A 17,164-nucleotide genomic window follows, 5' to 3' on the forward strand; every position below is an offset into this window, starting at 1 on the left:
TCTTCGTAATACCAAAAAAATCTTACTCTTAATAAATTACTTTAACTTTAGGCCATAGCTCTTTGAGCTATTTGTGCTTGATGGGCCAAAAACATCGCCGAACTCTGGTTTCTCCTCCTTTTACGCTCCTAAATCTCCGTTCTGTAAGGCTTTTCCTTGAATCCGCGCCTTGACGGTGTGGTGGGCGCATTCCTATAGTGTGCGCAAGTGGCGGAAAGTGGCACAAAGTGGGTTTTTTGAACGTAAAACGCTAAAATTTGGAGAAACGCATCTGTGTTTCGCGGAGCTAACGCTATCAGTCTCGATGCAAAAGGCCGTCTCGCCATGCCGAGCCGGTATCGTGACGAGCTCATTTCGCGAAGTTCCGGGCAGTTGATCATCACCATCGATGCCGTTGACCCTTGTTTATGTGTTTACCCGCTCGATGAGTGGGAGTTGATCGAAACCAAATTGCGCGCCCTGCCTTCATTGCGTGAAGAAAACCGCCGCCTGCAGCGTTTGCTGATTGGTAATGCCGTCGACCTCGAGCTCGATGGCAGTGGTCGTTTCCTGGTACCGCCGCGCTTGCGCGAGTACGCCAAGCTGGATAAGCGCGCAATGTTGGTCGGCCAACTGAACAAGTTCCAATTGTGGGACGAAGATGCCTGGGATGCTGTTTCTGCAGCTGACTTGGCTGCTATTCAACAACCGGGCGCTATGCCTGATGAACTGCGTGATTTGATCCTGTGACTATTGATAGCGGCTTTAACCACATCACCGTACTGCTTGACGAAGCCGTTCAGGCTCTCGCCGTACGCGCGGATGGCTGCTATCTGGACGGTACGTTCGGCAGGGGCGGGCATAGCCGGTTGATACTCAGCCAGCTCGGGTCCGACGGTAAACTCCTCGGGTTCGACAAAGACCCTCAAGCGATTGCCACCGGGCAAGCGCTAGCGGCCGAAGACGGCCGCTTTGTCGTTGTGCAGCGTAGCTTTGCCGAGCTGGGTGCCGAAGTCGCCGAGCGTGGCATGGCAGGTAAGGTGGCCGGGGTTTTGCTCGACCTGGGCGTGTCTTCGCCACAGCTCGACGACCCGGAGCGCGGCTTCAGTTTCATGAACGATGGCCCGCTCGACATGCGCATGGACCCGACCCGTGGCGTCAGCGCTGCACAGTTCATCGCCACCGCGCCGGTGGAAGAAATTGCCCGCGTGTTCAAGGAGTACGGTGAAGAACGTTTCGCCGGCCGCATGGCCCGCGCCGTGGTCGAGCGCCGCGAAATCCAGCCGTTCGAACGCACTGCCGACCTGGCCGAAGTGTTGAAGGTCGCCAACCCTGCATGGGAAAAGGGCAAGAACCCGGCAACCCGCGCATTCCAGGGCCTGCGCATTCACGTCAACAACGAATTGGGCGACCTGGAGGCCGGCCTCGAGGCTGCCCTTGAGGCGCTGGAAGTGGGCGGTCGCCTGGTGGTGATCAGCTTCCACTCCCTGGAAGACCGTATCGTCAAACTGTTCATGCGTCGCCTGGTCAAGGGTGAGTCCGATAACCTGCCGCGTAACCTGCCGGTACGTTTCGAAGCCTTTGTGCCGAAAATCAAAATCCTTGGCAAAGCGCAGTTCGCTTCAGAAGCCGAACTCAAGGCCAACCCACGTTCCCGTAGCGCCGTCATGCGCGTCGCGGAGAAGTTGCGGTGAGCAAGCTTTTCGCCAAGCCCCTCCCGGGCGGCAGCTTCTTTATGTTGCTGCTGTTTGTCGGCGTGCTGGTTTCCGCGATTGCGGTGTCCTACAGCGCGCACTACAACCGTCAACTGCTCAATACCCTGTACGGGGAACTGAGTGTGCGTGACAAGGCGCAAGCGGAGTGGGGCCGGCTGATCCTGGAGCAAAGCACCTGGACGGCCCACAGCCGTATCGAAGTGCTGGCCACCGAACAGCTGAAAATGCACATCCCGGGCGCGGCCGAAGTCCGCATGGTGGCGCCATGATGAAACTCGAAGGCGCACTCTACCCTTGGCGCTTCCGCCTGATGCTCGGCTTGCTGGCATTGATGGTGGGGGCGATCGCCTGGCGGATCATCGACCTGCAAGTGGTCGATCGTGACTTCCTGATCGGTCAAGGCGATGCGCGCAGCCTGCGCCATATCCCTATTCCTGCGCACCGCGGCCTGATCACCGACCGTAACGGCGAGCCCCTGGCCGTGAGTACGCCGGTGACCACCCTTTGGGCCAACGCCAAGGAATTGCAGGTCGCCAAGGACAAGTGGCCACAACTGGCTGCCGCCCTGGGCCAGGACCCGAAAGCCTTGGCCGAACGCCTCGAAGCCCAGGCCAATAAAGAATTCATCTACCTGGTTCGTGGCTTGACGCCTGAACAGGGCCAGCAGGTGCTCGACCTTAAAGTCCCCGGTGTCTACGGCATCGAGGAATTCCGTCGTTTCTACCCGGCCGGTGAAACCACCGCGCATATGGTCGGCTTCACCGACATTGATGACCACGGCCGTGAAGGCGTGGAACTCGCCTACGATGAATGGCTCGCCGGGGTTCCCGGCAAACGACAAGTCATCAAGGATCGGCGCGGCAGACTGATCAAGGATGTCCAAGTCACCAAAAACGCCAAGGCCGGTAAGCCCTTGGCGTTGTCGATTGACCTGCGCCTGCAATACCTGGCCAACCGCGAGCTGCGAAACGCGATCATCGAGAACGGCGCCAAGGCCGGTAGCCTGGTGATCATGGACGTGAAGACCGGCGAGATCCTCGCCATGGTCAACCAGCCGACCTACAACCCCAACAACCGTCGCAACCTGCAGCCGGCGATGATGCGCAACCGCGCGATGATCGACGTGTTCGAACCGGGTTCGACCATGAAAGCCATCTCCATGAGCGCCGCCCTCGAAACCGGACGCTGGAAGCCCAGCGACAAGGTCGAGGTGTACCCCGGCACCCTGCAGTTGGGCAAATACACCATTCGTGACGTATCGCGCACCGAAGGTCCGGTGCTGGATCTGACAGGTATCCTGATCAACTCCAGTAACGTGGGCATGAGTAAGGTCGCCTTTGATATCGGCGGCGAAACCATCTACCACCTGGCGCAGAAGATCGGTTTGGGCCAACCCACCGGCCTGGATTTCCCAGGCGAGCGCGTGGGCAACCTGCCCAACTATCGCGACTGGAAAAAGGCCGAGACCGCCACGCTTTCCTATGGCTATGGCCTGTCGGTGACCGCGATCCAACTGGCCCACGCGTTCTCTGTATTGGCGAATAACGGCCGTATGGTTCCGCTGAGCCTGATTCATGTCGACGAAGCCCCGAAAGCCACTCAGGTGATCCCGGAAAACGTCGCCAAGACCATGCAAGGCATGCTGCAACAAGTGATCGAAGCGCCACGCGGCGTATTCCGTGCCCAAGTGCCGGCGTATCACGTGGCGGGCAAGTCGGGTACTGCGCGTAAGACGTCGGTGGGCACCAAGGGCTACGCCGAAAACTCTTACCGTTCGCTGTTCGCTGGCTTCGGCCCGATGAGCGATCCACGTTACGCCATCGTTGTGGTGATCGATGAACCGAGCAAGGCCGGTTACTTCGGTGGCCTGGTATCGGCGCCGGTGTTCAGCAAAGTGATGTCCGGCACCCTGCGCCTGATGAACATCACGCCGGACAACCTGCCGCCGACCCAACAAGCGAACGCCGGTCCACCGGCCGCTGCGGTAAAAGCCAATGGAGGGCGCGGCTGATGTCTCTTAGCCTGAACAAGATTTTTGCCCATGCCGGTCGCGATCTGTTGATCCGCGAGTTGAGCCTGGACAGCCGTAATGTACGTGCCGGTGACCTGTTCCTCGCCGTGCCTGGCGGGAAGTTCGATGGCCGTGCGCACATCGCGGATGCGTTGCAGCGCGGTGCAGCTGCCGTGGCTTATGAAGTGGATGGCGCTACGGTGCTGCCGATCACTGACGTGCCGTTGATTCCGGTCAAAGGCCTGGCTGCGCAGTTGTCCGATATCGCCGGGCGCTTTTATGGCGACCCGAGCCGCCAGCTCAACCTGGTCGGTGTCACTGGCACCAACGGCAAGACCAGCGTGACCCAATTGATTGCCCAGGCGCTTGATCTGCTGGGCCAGCACTGCGGCATCGTCGGCACACTGGGCACGGGTTTCTACGGCGCGCTGCAAAGCGGCCTGCACACCACCCCGAACCCGATAGCCGTGCAAGCGACCCTGGCCGACCTGAAAAAGGCCGGTGCCAAGGCGGTCGCGATGGAAGTGTCGTCCCACGGCCTGCACCAAGGGCGCGTTGCCGCCCTGGCGTTCGACGTGGCAGTGATGACCAACCTGTCTCGCGATCATCTGGACTACCACGGCACCATGGAAGCCTACGCTGCCGAAAAGGCCAAGCTGTTTGCCTGGAACGACCTCAAGTGCCGCGTGGTAAACCTGGACGACGAATTCGGCCGCCAGCTGGCTGCCGAAGACCGTGAGTCGCGCCTGATCAGCTACAGCCTGGAAGACGCCAGCGCTTACCTGTATTGCCGTGAAGCTCAATTCAATGACGAAGGCGTGCGCGCCACGCTGGTGACGCCGCAGGGCGAGCACCATTTGCGCAGCAGCCTGCTCGGTCGTTTCAACCTGAGCAACGTGCTCGCCGCCGTTGGTGCGTTGCTCGGCCTGGATTACGCCCTGGATGAGATCCTGCGCGTGCTGCCGAAGCTGGAAGGCCCGGCTGGCCGCATGCAGCGCCTGGGTGGCGGCACGCAGCCGCTGGTCGTGGTCGATTACGCCCACACACCGGACGCCCTGGAAAAAGTCCTGTTGGCCCTGCGTCCCCACGCCAAGGGCAAATTGCTGTGCCTGTTCGGCTGTGGCGGTGATCGCGATCGCGGCAAGCGCCCTTTGATGGCTGAGATTGTCGAGCGCCTGGCCGATGGCGTGCTTGTCACCGACGACAACCCGCGTAGCGAAGACCCGAGCCAGATTTTCGACGACATCCGTGTTGGCTTCAACGACGCGTCCAAGGCCACTTTCGTTGCCGGTCGTGGCGCGGCCATTGCCCAACTGATCGCCAGCGCCAGCGCTGACGATGTGGTGGTGCTGGCTGGTAAGGGCCACGAGGACTATCAGGAAATCAATGGCGAGCGTCATGCCTTCTCCGATCTGGTCGAGGCCGATCACGCCCTGACCGCCTGGGAGGTCGCCCATGCTTAAAGCGATGAAATTCAGCGCACTGACCCAGGCCCTGTCGGCCCGGGTCGTGTCGAGCGATTGCAGCTTCGATGGCGTCAGTATCGACAGTCGCAACATCAAGCCGGGGCAACTGTTTGTCGCCCTGGCTGGCCCGCGCTTCGATGGTCACGACTACCTGAATGAAGTCGCCGCCAAAGGTGCCGTCGGTGCCTTGGTGCAACGTGAAGTCGCGGATTCCACACTGCCGCAACTGCTGGTCGCCGACACCCGCCTGGCCCTCGGCCAATTGGGTGCGTTGAACCGTGCCGCATTCACCAACCCCGTTGCGGCCATCACCGGCTCCAGCGGCAAGACCACGGTCAAGGAACTGCTCGCCGGTGTCCTGCGTACGCGCGGCCCGGTGCACGCCACCCGTGGCAATCTGAATAATGATTTTGGCGCACCGCTGACCCTGCTCGAACTGGCCCCGGAACACACCGCGGCAGTGATCGAACTGGGCGCGTCGCGCGTCGGCGAAATCGCCTACACCGTGGCGCTGACCAAGCCCCACGTGGCGATCATCAACAACGCCGGTACCGCCCACGTCGGCGAGTTCGGCGGCCCGGAGAAAATCGTCGAAGCCAAGGGTGAAATCCTCGAAGGCCTCGATGCCTCGGGCACCGCTGTACTGAATCTTGACGACAAGGCTTTCGAAACCTGGCGTGTACGTGCCGCCGGGCGCAAGGTCCTGACGTTTGCCGTGCTCAACGCGGCGGCTGATTTCCACGCTTCCAACATCACTGTGGATGCCCGTGGCTGTCCGTCCTTTACCTTGCACACCCCGCAAGGCAACGAACACGTGCAGTTGAACCTGCTGGGCAACCATAACGTTGCCAACGCCTTGGCCGCCGCCGCCGCCGCCTACGCCCTGGGCGTGTCGCTGTTCGGTATCGCCACGGGTCTGGGCGCGGTGCAGCCAGTCAAGGGCCGCACCGTGGCACAGCTGGCAACCAACGGCATGCGCGTGATCGATGACACTTACAACGCCAACCAATCCTCGGTCTGCGCGGCCATCGACCTGCTCAAAGGTTTCGACGGTCGCAAGGTGCTGGTGCTGGGCGACATCGCCGAACTGGGCGACTGGGCCGAACAGTCTCACCGCGAGGTCGGCGCCTACGCCGCAGGCAAAGTCGACGCGCTTTATGCCGTCGGCAAGAACATGGCTCACGCCGTCGACACCTTCGGCCCCGGCGCGCTGCATTTCGCCACACAGGCCGAACTGATCCAGGCGCTGACGGCGGCTGAACACGACAAACACACAACCATTTTGATCAAGGGATCGCGCAGCGCGGTGATGGAAAACGTCGTCGCGGCCTTGTGTGGCTCAAGTACGGAGAAACATTAATGCTGCTGCTGCTGGCTGAGTATCTGCAACAGTTCCACAAAGGCTTTGCGGTCTTTCAGTACCTGACCCTGCGCGGGATCCTGGGTGTGCTGACCGCGTTGTGTTTGTCGCTGTTCCTGGGGCCGTGGATGATCCGCACCCTGCAGAACCTGCAAATTGGTCAATCGGTTCGTAATGACGGCCCGCAGTCGCACTTGTCCAAATCCGGCACCCCGACCATGGGCGGCGCGCTGATCCTGTCGTCCATCGGTATCAGCACCTTGCTGTGGGCTGACCTGCACAACCGCTACGTGTGGGTGGTGCTGTTGGTGACCCTGCTGTTCGGCGCCATCGGCTGGGTGGATGACTACCGCAAGGTGATCGAGAAGAACTCCAAGGGCCTGCCAAGCCGCTGGAAGTACTTCTGGCAGTCGGTATTCGGCCTTGCTGCCGCGATCTTCCTTTACACGACCGCGCCGAGCGCAGTGGAAACGACCTTGATCATCCCGATGCTCAAGGACGCCAGCATTCCACTGGGCATCGGCTTTGTGGTGCTGACTTACTTTGTGATCGTCGGTTCCAGCAACGCGGTCAACCTGACTGACGGCCTCGATGGCCTGGCGATCATGCCGACGGTGATGGTGGGCGGCGCGCTCGGCATCTTCTGCTACCTGTCGGGTAACGTGAAGTTCGCCGAGTACCTGCTGATTCCTTACGTACCGGGCGCGGGTGAGTTGATTGTGTTCTGCGGCGCACTGATCGGTGCCGGCCTTGGGTTCCTGTGGTTCAACACTTACCCCGCACAAGTCTTCATGGGTGACGTCGGCGCACTGGCGCTGGGCGCAGCCCTGGGCACCATCGCAGTGATCGTTCGCCAGGAAATCGTGCTGTTCATCATGGGCGGTGTGTTCGTGATGGAAACCCTGTCGGTGGTCATCCAGGTGGCTTCCTTCAAATTGACCGGGCGTCGTGTGTTCCGCATGGCGCCGATTCACCACCACTTTGAACTCAAGGGCTGGCCCGAGCCACGCGTGATCGTCCGCTTCTGGATCATCACCGTGATTCTGGTGCTGATTGGCCTTGCCACCCTGAAACTGAGGTAGAAACGAGTGTCCCTGATCGCTTCAGACCACTTCCGCATCGTTGTCGGCCTCGGCAAGAGCGGCATGTCCCTGGTTCGCTTCCTGGCGAACCGGGGCAAGCCGTTTGCCGTGGCCGATACGCGGGAAAATCCACCGGAGCTGGTCACGCTGCGCCGTGACTACCCGCACGTGGAAGTGCGTTGTGGCGAGTTGGATGTCGAGTTTCTGTGCCGTGCCGATGAGCTCTACGTGAGCCCCGGCCTGGCGATCGCGACACCGGCCCTGCAAGCCGCTGCTGCCCGTGGCGTCAAGCTGTCCGGCGATATCGACCTGTTCGCGCGCCACGCGAAGGCACCGATCGTGGCCATCAGCGGCTCCAACGCGAAAAGCACCGTGACCACCCTGGTGGGCGAGATGGCGGCTGCGGCCGGCAAGCGCGTCGCCGTGGGTGGCAACCTCGGCACCCCGGCGCTGGACCTGCTCAGCGACGATGTCGAGCTGTATGTGATGGAGCTGTCGAGCTTCCAGCTGGAAACCACCCACGATCTCGGTGCCGAAGTGGCCACCGTGTTGAACGTGAGTGAAGACCACATGGACCGCTACAGCGGCCTGCCGGCCTATCACTTGGCCAAGCACCGGATCTTCCGTGGCGCCAAGCAAGTGGTGGTCAACCGTCAGGACGCGTTGAGCCGTCCGCTGATGGGCGAAGGCCTGCCGTGCTGGACCTTCGGCCTGAGCAAACCTGATTTCAAAGCCTTCGGCATTCGCGAAGAGAATGGCGAGAAATACCTGGCCTTCGAATTCCAGAACCTGATGCCGGTGCGCGAGCTGAAAATCCGTGGCGCGCATAACCAGTCGAACGCCCTGGCGGCCCTGGCGCTCGGCCATGCCGTTGGCCTGCCGTTTGACGCCATGCTGGCTGCGCTGCGTACCTTTGGCGGCCTCGAGCATCGCTGCCAGTGGGTGCGCGACCTCGATGGCGTCAGCTATTACAACGACTCCAAGGCCACCAACGTCGGTGCGGCACTGGCGGCCATTGAAGGCCTTGGCGCCGATATCGAAGGCAAGCTGGTGCTGATCGCCGGTGGCGACGGCAAGGGTGCCGACTTCAAGGACCTTAAAGGCCCGGTGGCTGAACACTGTCGCGCCGTGGTGCTGATGGGCCGCGATTCCGACCTGATCGCTGCTGCTTTGGGTGATGCCGTGCCGCAAGTGCGTGCCACCTCGCTGGATGACGCGATTGCCCAGTGCAAAGCCCTGGCCCAGCCGGGCGATGCGGTGTTGCTGTCGCCCGCCTGCGCCAGTTTCGACATGTTCAAGAACTACGAAGAGCGCGGCCAGCTGTTCGCCCGCGCCGTGGAGGCCTTGGCATGAGTATCAACTTTCGGAACATCATCAAGCCGTACCCGTCGCCGATCATCACTGGGCGCGGTGTCGACCTCGATTTCCCGATGCTCGCCGGTTGCCTGGCGTTGCTCGGCCTGGGCCTGGTGATGATCACGTCGGCGTCCTCCGAAGTGGCCGCCGTGCAGTCCGGCAACACCCTGTACATGATGATCCGCCACCTGGTGTACCTGGTGATCGGCCTGGGCGCGTGCATCGTGACCATGATGATCCCTATCGCCACCTGGCAGCGCCTGGGCTGGTTGATGCTGATCGGCGCGTTTGGCTTGCTGATCATGGTGATCCTGCCTGGCATTGGCCGGGAGGTGAACGGTTCGATGCGCTGGATCGGCTTCGGCGCATTCAACGTGCAGCCGTCGGAGATCGCCAAGGTGTTCGTGGTGATCTACCTCGCCGGCTACCTGGTGCGTCGCCAGAAAGAAGTACGCGAAAGCTGGATGGGTTTCTTCAAGCCGTTCATCGTGCTGCTGCCGATGGCCGGTCTGTTGCTGATGGAGCCGGACTTCGGCGCTACCGTCGTCATGATGGGCGCGGCGGCCGCGATGCTGTTCCTTGGCGGCGTGGGCCTGTTCCGCTTCACCTTGATGGTGGTGCTGGCGGTGGCGGCGGTGACTGTGCTGGTACAAGCGCAACCCTATCGGATGGCGCGCTTGATCACCTTTACCGACCCATGGTCCGACCAGTTTGGTTCCGGCTACCAGTTGACCCAAGCGCTGATTGCCTTCGGTCGTGGCGAGTGGCTGGGCGTGGGCCTGGGCAACAGCGTGCAGAAGCAGTTCTACCTGCCGGAAGCGCATACCGACTTCGTGTTCTCGGTGCTTGCGGAAGAACTCGGTGTGGTCGGTTCGCTCTGCACCGTCGCGCTGTTCGTGTTCGTGTGCGTGCGCGGCATGTACATCGGCCTGTGGGCCGAGAAGGCCAAACAGTATTTCGCCGCCTATGTGGCGTATGGCTTGTCGTTCCTGTGGATCGGCCAGTTCCTGATCAACATCGGTGTGAACGTCGGCCTGCTGCCGACCAAGGGCCTGACCTTGCCGTTCCTCAGTTACGGCGGCAGTTCGTTGGTGATCTGCTGCGCGTGCCTGGGCCTGTTGCTGCGCATCGAGTGGGAGAGTCGCACCCACCTGGGCAGCGAAGAGATGGAGTTCAGCGAAAGCGACTTCGCCGAGGAGCCGACCCATGGGCGCTAACGTGCTGATCATGGCGGGCGGCACCGGGGGCCATGTGTTCCCGGCCCTGGCGTGCGCGCGGGAATTCCAGAACCGTGGCTACACCGTGCACTGGTTGGGCACACCGCGTGGCATCGAAAATGAATTGGTGCCGACCGCCGGCTTGCCGCTGCACCTGATCAACGTCACCGGCCTGCGCGGCAAGAGCAAGTTGTCCTTGCTCAAGGCGCCGTTCGTGTTGCTCAAGGCGGTGTGGCAGGCGCGCAAAATCATTCGTGAATTGAAACCGGTATGCGTGCTCGGTTTTGGTGGGTACGTGACAGGTCCTGGTGGTGTTGCTGCTCGGCTCGCTGGTGTGCCGGTGATCGTGCACGAGCAAAACGCCGTCGCCGGAACCGCCAACCGCCTGCTGGCGCCATTGGCTGCACGGGTGTGTGAAGCGTTCCCGAAAACCTTTGGTGCATCGGACAAGCTGCGCACCACCGGTAATCCGGTACGCACCGAACTGTTTATGGACATTGCTCGCGAAGCACTGGCCGGGCGCAAGCCGCACCTGCTGGTCATGGGCGGCAGCCTGGGCTCCGAGCCGTTGAACAAACTGCTGCCCCAAGCCCTGGCGCAACTCCCCGTGGAATTGCGTCCGGAGGTCTTCCATCAGGCTGGCAAAGATCACGGTGAAGTCACCGCCACGCGTTATCGCGAAGCCGGTGTTGAGGCGAACGTACAGCCTTTCATCAAAGACATGGCCCACGCCTATGGCTGGGCCGACCTGGTGGTCTGCCGCTCCGGTGCGCTGACCGTCAGTGAACTGGCCGCCGCCGGTCTGCCGTCCTTGCTGGTGCCTTTGCCCCACGCCATCGACGATCACCAGACCCGCAACGCCGAATATTTGGCCGGGGAGGGCGCTGCCTTCCTGCTGCCGCAAAGAACGACTGGCGCCGCCGATTTGGCCGCACGCCTGACCGAGGTATTGATGCAACCGGAACGACTCAACAGCATGGCGAGCACCGCAAGCCGCCTGGCCAAACCTGACGCAACCCGCACCGTGGTCGATATCTGCCTGGAGGTGGCCCATGGTTGAGAATCAGAAAGCCATGCCGCAACCGGAAATGCGCCGCATCCGGCGTATCCACTTCGTCGGTATCGGCGGCGTGGGCATGTGCGGCATCGCCGAAGTGTTGCTGAACCTGGGTTACCAGGTGTCCGGCTCCGACTTGAAAGAGTCGCCGGTCACTGATCGCCTGAAAACCTTCGGTGCGCAGATCTTTATCGGCCACCGCGCCGAAAACGCCTCCGAGGCTGACGTGCTGGTGGTGTCCAGCGCCGTGAACACCTCCAACCCGGAAGTGGCCACTGCCCTTGAGCGCCGCATTCCCGTGGTGCCACGCGCCGAGATGCTGGCCGAGCTGATGCGCTACCGCCACGGCATCGCCGTTGCCGGTACCCATGGCAAAACCACCACCACCAGCCTGATCGCCTCGGTGTTCGCCGCCGGTGGCCTGGACCCGACCTTTGTCATCGGTGGTCGCCTGAATGCAGCCGGCACCAATGCCCAGCTTGGCACCAGCCGCTACCTCATTGCCGAAGCCGATGAGAGTGATGCGAGCTTCCTGCACCTGCAACCGCTGGTCGCTGTCGTCACCAACATCGACGAAGACCACATGGCGACCTACGACGGTGACTTCAACAAGTTGAAGAAAACCTTCGTCGAATTCCTGCACAACCTGCCGTTCTACGGTCTGGCGGTGGTGTGCCTGGACGATCCGGTGGTGCGCGAAATCCTGCCGCTGGTCAAACGCCCGACCGTGACCTACGGCTTCAGCGAAGACGCTGACGTGCGCGCTATCAATGTGCGCCAGGAAGGCATGCAAACCTTCTTCACCGTGCTGCGTCCGGACCGTGAGCCACTGGATGTATCAGTGAACATGCCGGGCAACCACAACGTACTCAATTCCTTGGCGACCATCTGCATTGCCACCGACGAAGGCGTCAGCGATGACGCCATCGTCGAAGGCCTGTCGCGCTTTGCCGGCGTGGGCCGTCGCTTCCAGGTCTACGGCCAGTTGCCGGTAGAGGGCGGTGACGTGATGCTGGTGGACGACTACGGTCACCACCCGACTGAAGTCGCCGCGGTGATCAAGGCCGTGCGCGGTGGCTGGCCGGAGCGCCGCCTGGTGATGGTCTACCAGCCGCACCGCTACAGCCGTACCCGCGACCTGTACGACGATTTCGTCAATGTACTGGCCGATGCCAACGTGCTGCTGCTGATGGAAGTCTACCCGGCCGGTGAAGAACCGATCCCGGGTGCGGACAGCCGCAAGCTGTGCAACAGCATCCGTCAGCGGGGCCAGTTGGACCCGATCTACATCGAACGTGGTGTAGACCTGGCGCCGATCGTCAAGCCGCTGCTGCGGGCCGGTGACATTTTGCTGTGCCAGGGTGCCGGTGACATTGGTGGCCTTGCCCCTAAATTGCTGGCGAGCCCGCTGTTTGCCGCCGCGAAGGGGAAGTCGAAATGATCAACGAGTACGGCTCCCTGTTTTCCACAATCGCACCCGCTGACTTCGGTCGCGTGGCGGTGTTGTTCGGCGGCAAAAGCGCTGAACGTGAAGTGTCGCTCAAGTCCGGCAACGCTGTGCTCGAAGCCCTGCAAAGCGCCGGCGTGAACGCCTTCGGCATCGACGTGGGCGATGACTTCCTCGCTCGCCTTCTGGCCGAGAAGATCGATCGCGCCTTCATCATCCTCCACGGCCGTGGCGGTGAAGACGGCAGCATGCAAGGCCTGTTGGAGTGCGCCGGCATCCCTTACACCGGCAGCGGCATCCTTGCTTCCGCGCTGGCGATGGACAAGTTGCGCACCAAGCAGGTGTGGCACAGCCTGGGCATTCCAACCCCGCGTCACAGTGTGCTGTGCAGCGAAGACGATTGTATTTCTGCAGCCAAGGAACTGGGCCTGCCTTTGATCGTCAAACCTGCCCATGAAGGCTCCAGTATCGGCATGGCTAAAGTGAACTCGGCCGCCGAATTGATCGACGCATGGAAAGCGGCAAGTACCTACGATTCGCAAGTGTTGGTGGAACAGTGGATCCAGGGTCCCGAGTACACCATCGCCACCCTGCGTGGCCAGGTATTGCCGCCTATCGCATTGGGCACGCCCCACACCTTTTACGACTACGACGCCAAGTACCTGGCTTCCGATACCCAGTACCGGATCCCGTGCGGCCTTGACGCAAGCAAAGAACAGGAATTGATGGACCTCACGGCTAAAGCCTGTGAGGCGCTGGGTATCGCCGGTTGGGCGCGCGCAGACGTGATGCAGGATGACCAAGGGAATTTCTGGTTCCTGGAAGTCAACACCGCACCGGGCATGACCGACCACAGCCTGGTACCTATGGCAGCCCGTGCGGCCGGTCTGGACTTCCAGCAGTTGGTGCTGGCGATCCTGGCCGACAGCATTGAGCCAAGAGGCTAAGACATGAAAGGCGCATCGCTTCGTCATCAGCCCCCACAAGCACCGAGCCGCAAGCCGGTGCCACGGGGTGCCAGCCGAATGGTGGCTAAAGAGCCGATGTCGGCGCGCCTGCCGAAAGCCAACTTTGGTTTCCTCAAGGCGCTGTTCTGGCCGGTGTTGCTGGTGGTGCTGGGCTTCGGAACCTACGAGGGCGCGCAGCGTCTGTTGCCGTATGCCGACCGGCCGATCACCAAGATCAGCGTGCAGGGCGACTTGAGCTACATCAGCCAGCAAGCGGTACAGCAGCGCATTGGCCCGTACCTGGCGGCGAGCTTCTTTACCATCGACCTGGCCGGTATGCGCGCGGAGCTGGAACAGATGCCGTGGATCGCCCACGCCGAAGTCCGCCGCGTATGGCCGGACCAAGTGACGATCCGTCTGGAAGAACAGCTGCCCGTGGCCCGTTGGGGCGACGAAGCGCTGTTGAACAACCAGGGCCAGGCGTTCACCCCGCGTGAGCTGGCGAACTACGAGCACCTGCCGCAGTTGTTCGGGCCGCAGCGGGCGCAGCAGCAAGTGATGCAGCAGTACCAGGCCTTGAGCCAGATGCTGCGGCCAATGGGCTTCTCCATTGCACGCCTGGAACTGCGTGAACGGGGTAGCTGGTTTTTGACGACCGGGGCAGGCAGTTCCGGCCCGGGCATCCAGTTGTTGCTGGGACGCGACCGCTTGGTGGAAAAGATGCGCCGCTTCATTGCCATCTATGACAAGACCTTGAAAGAACAGATTACGAACATTGCGAGCGTCGACCTGCGTTACGCCAACGGCCTTGCCGTCGGCTGGCGTGAACCGGCTGCGCCCACGGCAGCGCAACCCGCTGTCGCGAAGAATTAAGAAGAGGCAGGACCCATGGCAAACGTGCAAAGCGGCAAAATGATCGTCGGTCTCGATATCGGCACCTCCAAAGTGGTGGCGCTGGTGGGCGAGGTCGGTGAAGACGGCGTCATCGAAATCGTCGGTATTGGCACGCATCCGTCCCGGGGCCTGAAGAAGGGCGTGGTGGTGAACATCGAGTCCACCGTGCAGTCGATCCAGCGCGCCATCGAAGAAGCGCAGCTGATGGCCGGTTGCCGGATCCACTCGGCATTCGTTGGCGTGGCGGGCAACCATATTCGCAGCCTGAACTCCCACGGCATCGTGGCAATCCGCGACCGCGAAGTCAGCTCCGCCGACCTTGAGCGCGTGCTTGACGCTGCCCAGGCCGTGGCGATCCCGGCTGACCAGCGCGTGTTGCACACGCTGCCCCAGGACTACGTGATCGACAACCAGGAAGGCGTTCGTGAGCCGCTGGGCATGTCCGGCGTACGTCTGGAAGCCAAGGTCCACGTGGTGACCTGCGCCGTCAACGCCGCACAGAACATTGAAAAATGCGTGCGCCGCTGCGGCCTGGAAATCGACGACATCATTCTTGAACAGTTGGCCTCGGCTTATTCGGTGCTGACCGACGACGAAAAAGAGCTGGGCGTGTGCCTGGTCGACATCGGCGGCGGCACCACCGACATCGCGATCTTCACCGAGGGTGCGATCCGTCACACCGCCGTGATCCCGATTGCTGGCGACCAAGTGACCAACGACATCGCCATGGCGCTGCGTACACCGACCCAGTACGCCGAAGAAATCAAGATTCGCTACGCCTGCGCCCTGGCCAAACTGGCCGGTGCCGGCGAGACCATCAAGGTACCAAGCGTGGGCGATCGTCCACCGCGTGAACTGTCGCGCCAGGCCCTGGCCGAAGTGGTCGAGCCGCGCTACGACGAACTGTTCACCCTGATCCAGGCGGAACTGCGTCGCAGCGGCTACGAAGATTTGATCCCGGCCGGCATCGTGCTGACCGGTGGCACCTCGAAGATGGAAGGCGCGGTCGAACTGGCCGAGGAAATCTTCCACATGCCAGTCCGCCTGGGCGTGCCCCATGGCGTCAAAGGCTTGGGCGACGTAGTACGCAACCCGATTTATTCCACCGGTGTGGGCTTGCTGTTGTACGGGCTGCAAAAGCAGACCGACGGCATTTCCCTGTCGGGCCCGAGTAACCGTGACAGCTACCGCAGCGACGACGAGGCGAAAGCGCCGTTGTTCGAGCGTTTGCAGGCATGGGTCAAAGGCAATTTTTAAGATTTACCGCGACACCGTTGTAAGCAGTAGGCGAAAAAACTAGAGAAAACGAAAGGAGAGGGAACATGTTCGAACTCGTAGACAACATCCCCGCAAGCCCGGTCATCAAAGTGATCGGTGTCGGCGGTGGCGGCGGCAACGCTGTCAATCACATGGTCAAGAGCAACATTGAAGGCGTTGAATTCATCTGCGCCAACACTGATGCCCAGGCGCTGAAAAGCATCGGCGCGCGGACCATCCTGCAATTGGGCACAGCCGTGACCAAGGGCCTCGGCGCTGGCGCCAACCCGGAAGTCGGCCGTCAAGCCGCGCTGGAAGACCGCGAGCGTATTGCTGAAGTGCTGCAAGGCACCAACATGGTGTTCATCACCACTGGCATGGGCGGCGGTACCGGTACCGGTGCTGCGCCGATCATTGCCGAAGTGGCCAAGGAAATGGGGATTCTGACGGTTGCTGTCGTGACCCGTCCGTTCCCGTTCGAAGGCCGCAAGCGCATGCAGATCGCCGACGAAGGTATCCGTCTGCTGTCTGAAAGCGTCGACTCGTTGATCACCATCCCCAACGAGAAACTGCTGACTATCCTGGGCAAGGACGCAAGCCTGCTGTCCGCGTTCGCCAAGGCTGACGATGTACTGGCCGGTGCCGTTCGCGGTATCTCCGACATCATCAAGCGCCCAGGCATGATCAACGTCGACTTTGCCGACGTACGCACCGTGATGAGCGAAATGGGCATGGCGATGATGGGCACTGGCTGCGCCAGCGGTCCGAACCGTGCGCGTGAAGCCACCGAAGCGGCCATCCGCAACCCGTTGCTGGAAGACGTGAACCTGCAAGGCGCACGCGGCATCCTGGTGAACATCACCGCCGGTCCTGACCTGTCCCTGGGTGAGTACTCCGACGTGGGTAGCATCATTGAAGCCTTCGCTTCCGAGCACGCCATGGTCAAGGTCGGTACCGTTATCGATCCGGACATGCGCGACGAGCTGCACGTGACCGTGGTCGCCACCGGCCTGGGCGCGAAAATCGAGAAGCCTGTGAAGGTCATCGACAACACCCTGCATAACAGCCAAGCCAGCCACGCCAGCCAAGCGGCTGCCGCTCCAGCGCCTTCGCGCCAGGAACTGCCGTCGGTGAACTACCGTGACCTGGACCGTCCGACCGTGATGCGCAATCAGGCTCAGGCCGGTGCTGCGGCGTCCCGTAGCCCGAATCCGCAAGATGATCTGGACTACCTGGACATCCCGGCATTCCTGCGTCGTCAGGCCGATTAATGGAATGTATCAGGGCTATGAAGGTGATTGGTGTTCAGCAAAGGTCTGGTCTGCTATTATCGCCAGCCTTTGTTGATACCAGTTCGCAATTTGCGCTGAAGCGGT

Annotated in this window: 15 protein-coding genes; all 15 read left to right on the plus strand. The window is 61.6% G+C overall.

From position 1 onward, the window contains the following. Positions 1 to 273: 273 nt before the first annotated feature. Positions 274 to 729: a division/cell wall cluster transcriptional repressor MraZ gene (mraZ, locus tag KUA23_RS04895; protein ID WP_003171868.1), complete on the plus strand. Its 456-nt coding sequence runs from the start codon at positions 274 to 276 to the stop codon at positions 727 to 729. Further along, entirely contained in the window at positions 726 to 1,673 is a 948-nt protein-coding gene (gene rsmH / locus KUA23_RS04900; protein WP_428847389.1) for a 16S rRNA (cytosine(1402)-N(4))-methyltransferase RsmH, read from the plus strand. The genes mraZ and rsmH overlap by 4 nt, the downstream gene beginning before the upstream one ends. Continuing rightward, positions 1,670 to 1,963, plus strand: coding sequence for a cell division protein FtsL (gene ftsL / locus KUA23_RS04905; protein WP_003216203.1), 294 nt, complete (start codon positions 1,670 to 1,672; stop codon positions 1,961 to 1,963). The genes rsmH and ftsL overlap by 4 nt, the downstream gene beginning before the upstream one ends. Continuing rightward, positions 1,963 to 3,705, plus strand: coding sequence for a peptidoglycan D,D-transpeptidase FtsI family protein (locus KUA23_RS04910; RefSeq protein WP_164673122.1), 1,743 nt, complete (start codon positions 1,963 to 1,965; stop codon positions 3,703 to 3,705). The genes ftsL and KUA23_RS04910 overlap by 1 nt, the downstream gene beginning before the upstream one ends. Further along, the gene (locus KUA23_RS04915) at positions 3,705 to 5,168 is read left to right on the plus strand and encodes a UDP-N-acetylmuramoyl-L-alanyl-D-glutamate--2,6-diaminopimelate ligase (RefSeq protein WP_078046956.1); all 1,464 of its coding nucleotides are present in this window, start codon (positions 3,705 to 3,707) and stop codon (positions 5,166 to 5,168) included. Before KUA23_RS04910 ends, KUA23_RS04915 begins: the two co-directional genes overlap by 1 nt. Then, positions 5,161 to 6,531 carry a UDP-N-acetylmuramoyl-tripeptide--D-alanyl-D-alanine ligase gene (locus tag KUA23_RS04920; protein WP_252993517.1) on the plus strand — a complete coding sequence of 457 codons (1,371 nt, stop codon included), beginning with the start codon at positions 5,161 to 5,163 and terminating at the stop codon, positions 6,529 to 6,531. The genes KUA23_RS04915 and KUA23_RS04920 overlap by 8 nt, the downstream gene beginning before the upstream one ends. Then, a complete protein-coding gene (gene mraY / locus KUA23_RS04925; RefSeq protein WP_071491183.1) occupies positions 6,531 to 7,613 on the plus strand; it encodes a phospho-N-acetylmuramoyl-pentapeptide-transferase in 1,083 nt (360 codons plus the stop codon). The genes KUA23_RS04920 and mraY overlap by 1 nt, the downstream gene beginning before the upstream one ends. Positions 7,614 to 7,619: 6 nt before the next feature. Next, complete coding sequence (gene murD / locus KUA23_RS04930; RefSeq protein WP_252993518.1) at positions 7,620 to 8,966, plus strand: UDP-N-acetylmuramoyl-L-alanine--D-glutamate ligase; 1,347 nt, start codon at positions 7,620 to 7,622, stop codon at positions 8,964 to 8,966. Continuing rightward, positions 8,963 to 10,186: a putative lipid II flippase FtsW gene (gene ftsW, locus KUA23_RS04935; RefSeq protein ID WP_078046959.1), complete on the plus strand. Its 1,224-nt coding sequence runs from the start codon at positions 8,963 to 8,965 to the stop codon at positions 10,184 to 10,186. Before murD ends, ftsW begins: the two co-directional genes overlap by 4 nt. Next, on the plus strand, positions 10,176 to 11,246 hold the full coding sequence (gene murG / locus KUA23_RS04940; RefSeq protein WP_099494069.1) for an undecaprenyldiphospho-muramoylpentapeptide beta-N-acetylglucosaminyltransferase: 1,071 nt from the start codon (positions 10,176 to 10,178) through the stop codon (positions 11,244 to 11,246). The genes ftsW and murG overlap by 11 nt, the downstream gene beginning before the upstream one ends. Then, positions 11,239 to 12,684: a UDP-N-acetylmuramate--L-alanine ligase gene (gene murC / locus KUA23_RS04945; RefSeq protein ID WP_078046961.1), complete on the plus strand. Its 1,446-nt coding sequence runs from the start codon at positions 11,239 to 11,241 to the stop codon at positions 12,682 to 12,684. The genes murG and murC overlap by 8 nt, the downstream gene beginning before the upstream one ends. Then, positions 12,681 to 13,637, plus strand: a complete 957-nt coding sequence (locus KUA23_RS04950) for a D-alanine--D-alanine ligase (RefSeq protein ID WP_252993519.1) — start codon at positions 12,681 to 12,683, stop codon at positions 13,635 to 13,637. The genes murC and KUA23_RS04950 overlap by 4 nt, the downstream gene beginning before the upstream one ends. A gap of 3 nt (positions 13,638 to 13,640) precedes the next feature. Beyond that, a complete protein-coding gene (locus KUA23_RS04955; RefSeq protein WP_016974963.1) occupies positions 13,641 to 14,510 on the plus strand; it encodes a cell division protein FtsQ/DivIB in 870 nt (289 codons plus the stop codon). Positions 14,511 to 14,525: 15 nt separating this feature from the next. Then, on the plus strand, positions 14,526 to 15,788 hold the full coding sequence (gene ftsA, locus KUA23_RS04960; RefSeq protein WP_010213031.1) for a cell division protein FtsA: 1,263 nt from the start codon (positions 14,526 to 14,528) through the stop codon (positions 15,786 to 15,788). Positions 15,789 to 15,853: 65 nt separating this feature from the next. Beyond that, a complete protein-coding gene (ftsZ, locus tag KUA23_RS04965; protein WP_017526184.1) occupies positions 15,854 to 17,059 on the plus strand; it encodes a cell division protein FtsZ in 1,206 nt (401 codons plus the stop codon). Positions 17,060 to 17,164: the final 105 nt, after the last annotated feature.

The organism is Pseudomonas pergaminensis, from assembly GCF_024112395.2.
Classification (GTDB): Bacteria; Pseudomonadota; Gammaproteobacteria; order Pseudomonadales; family Pseudomonadaceae; genus Aquipseudomonas; species Aquipseudomonas pergaminensis.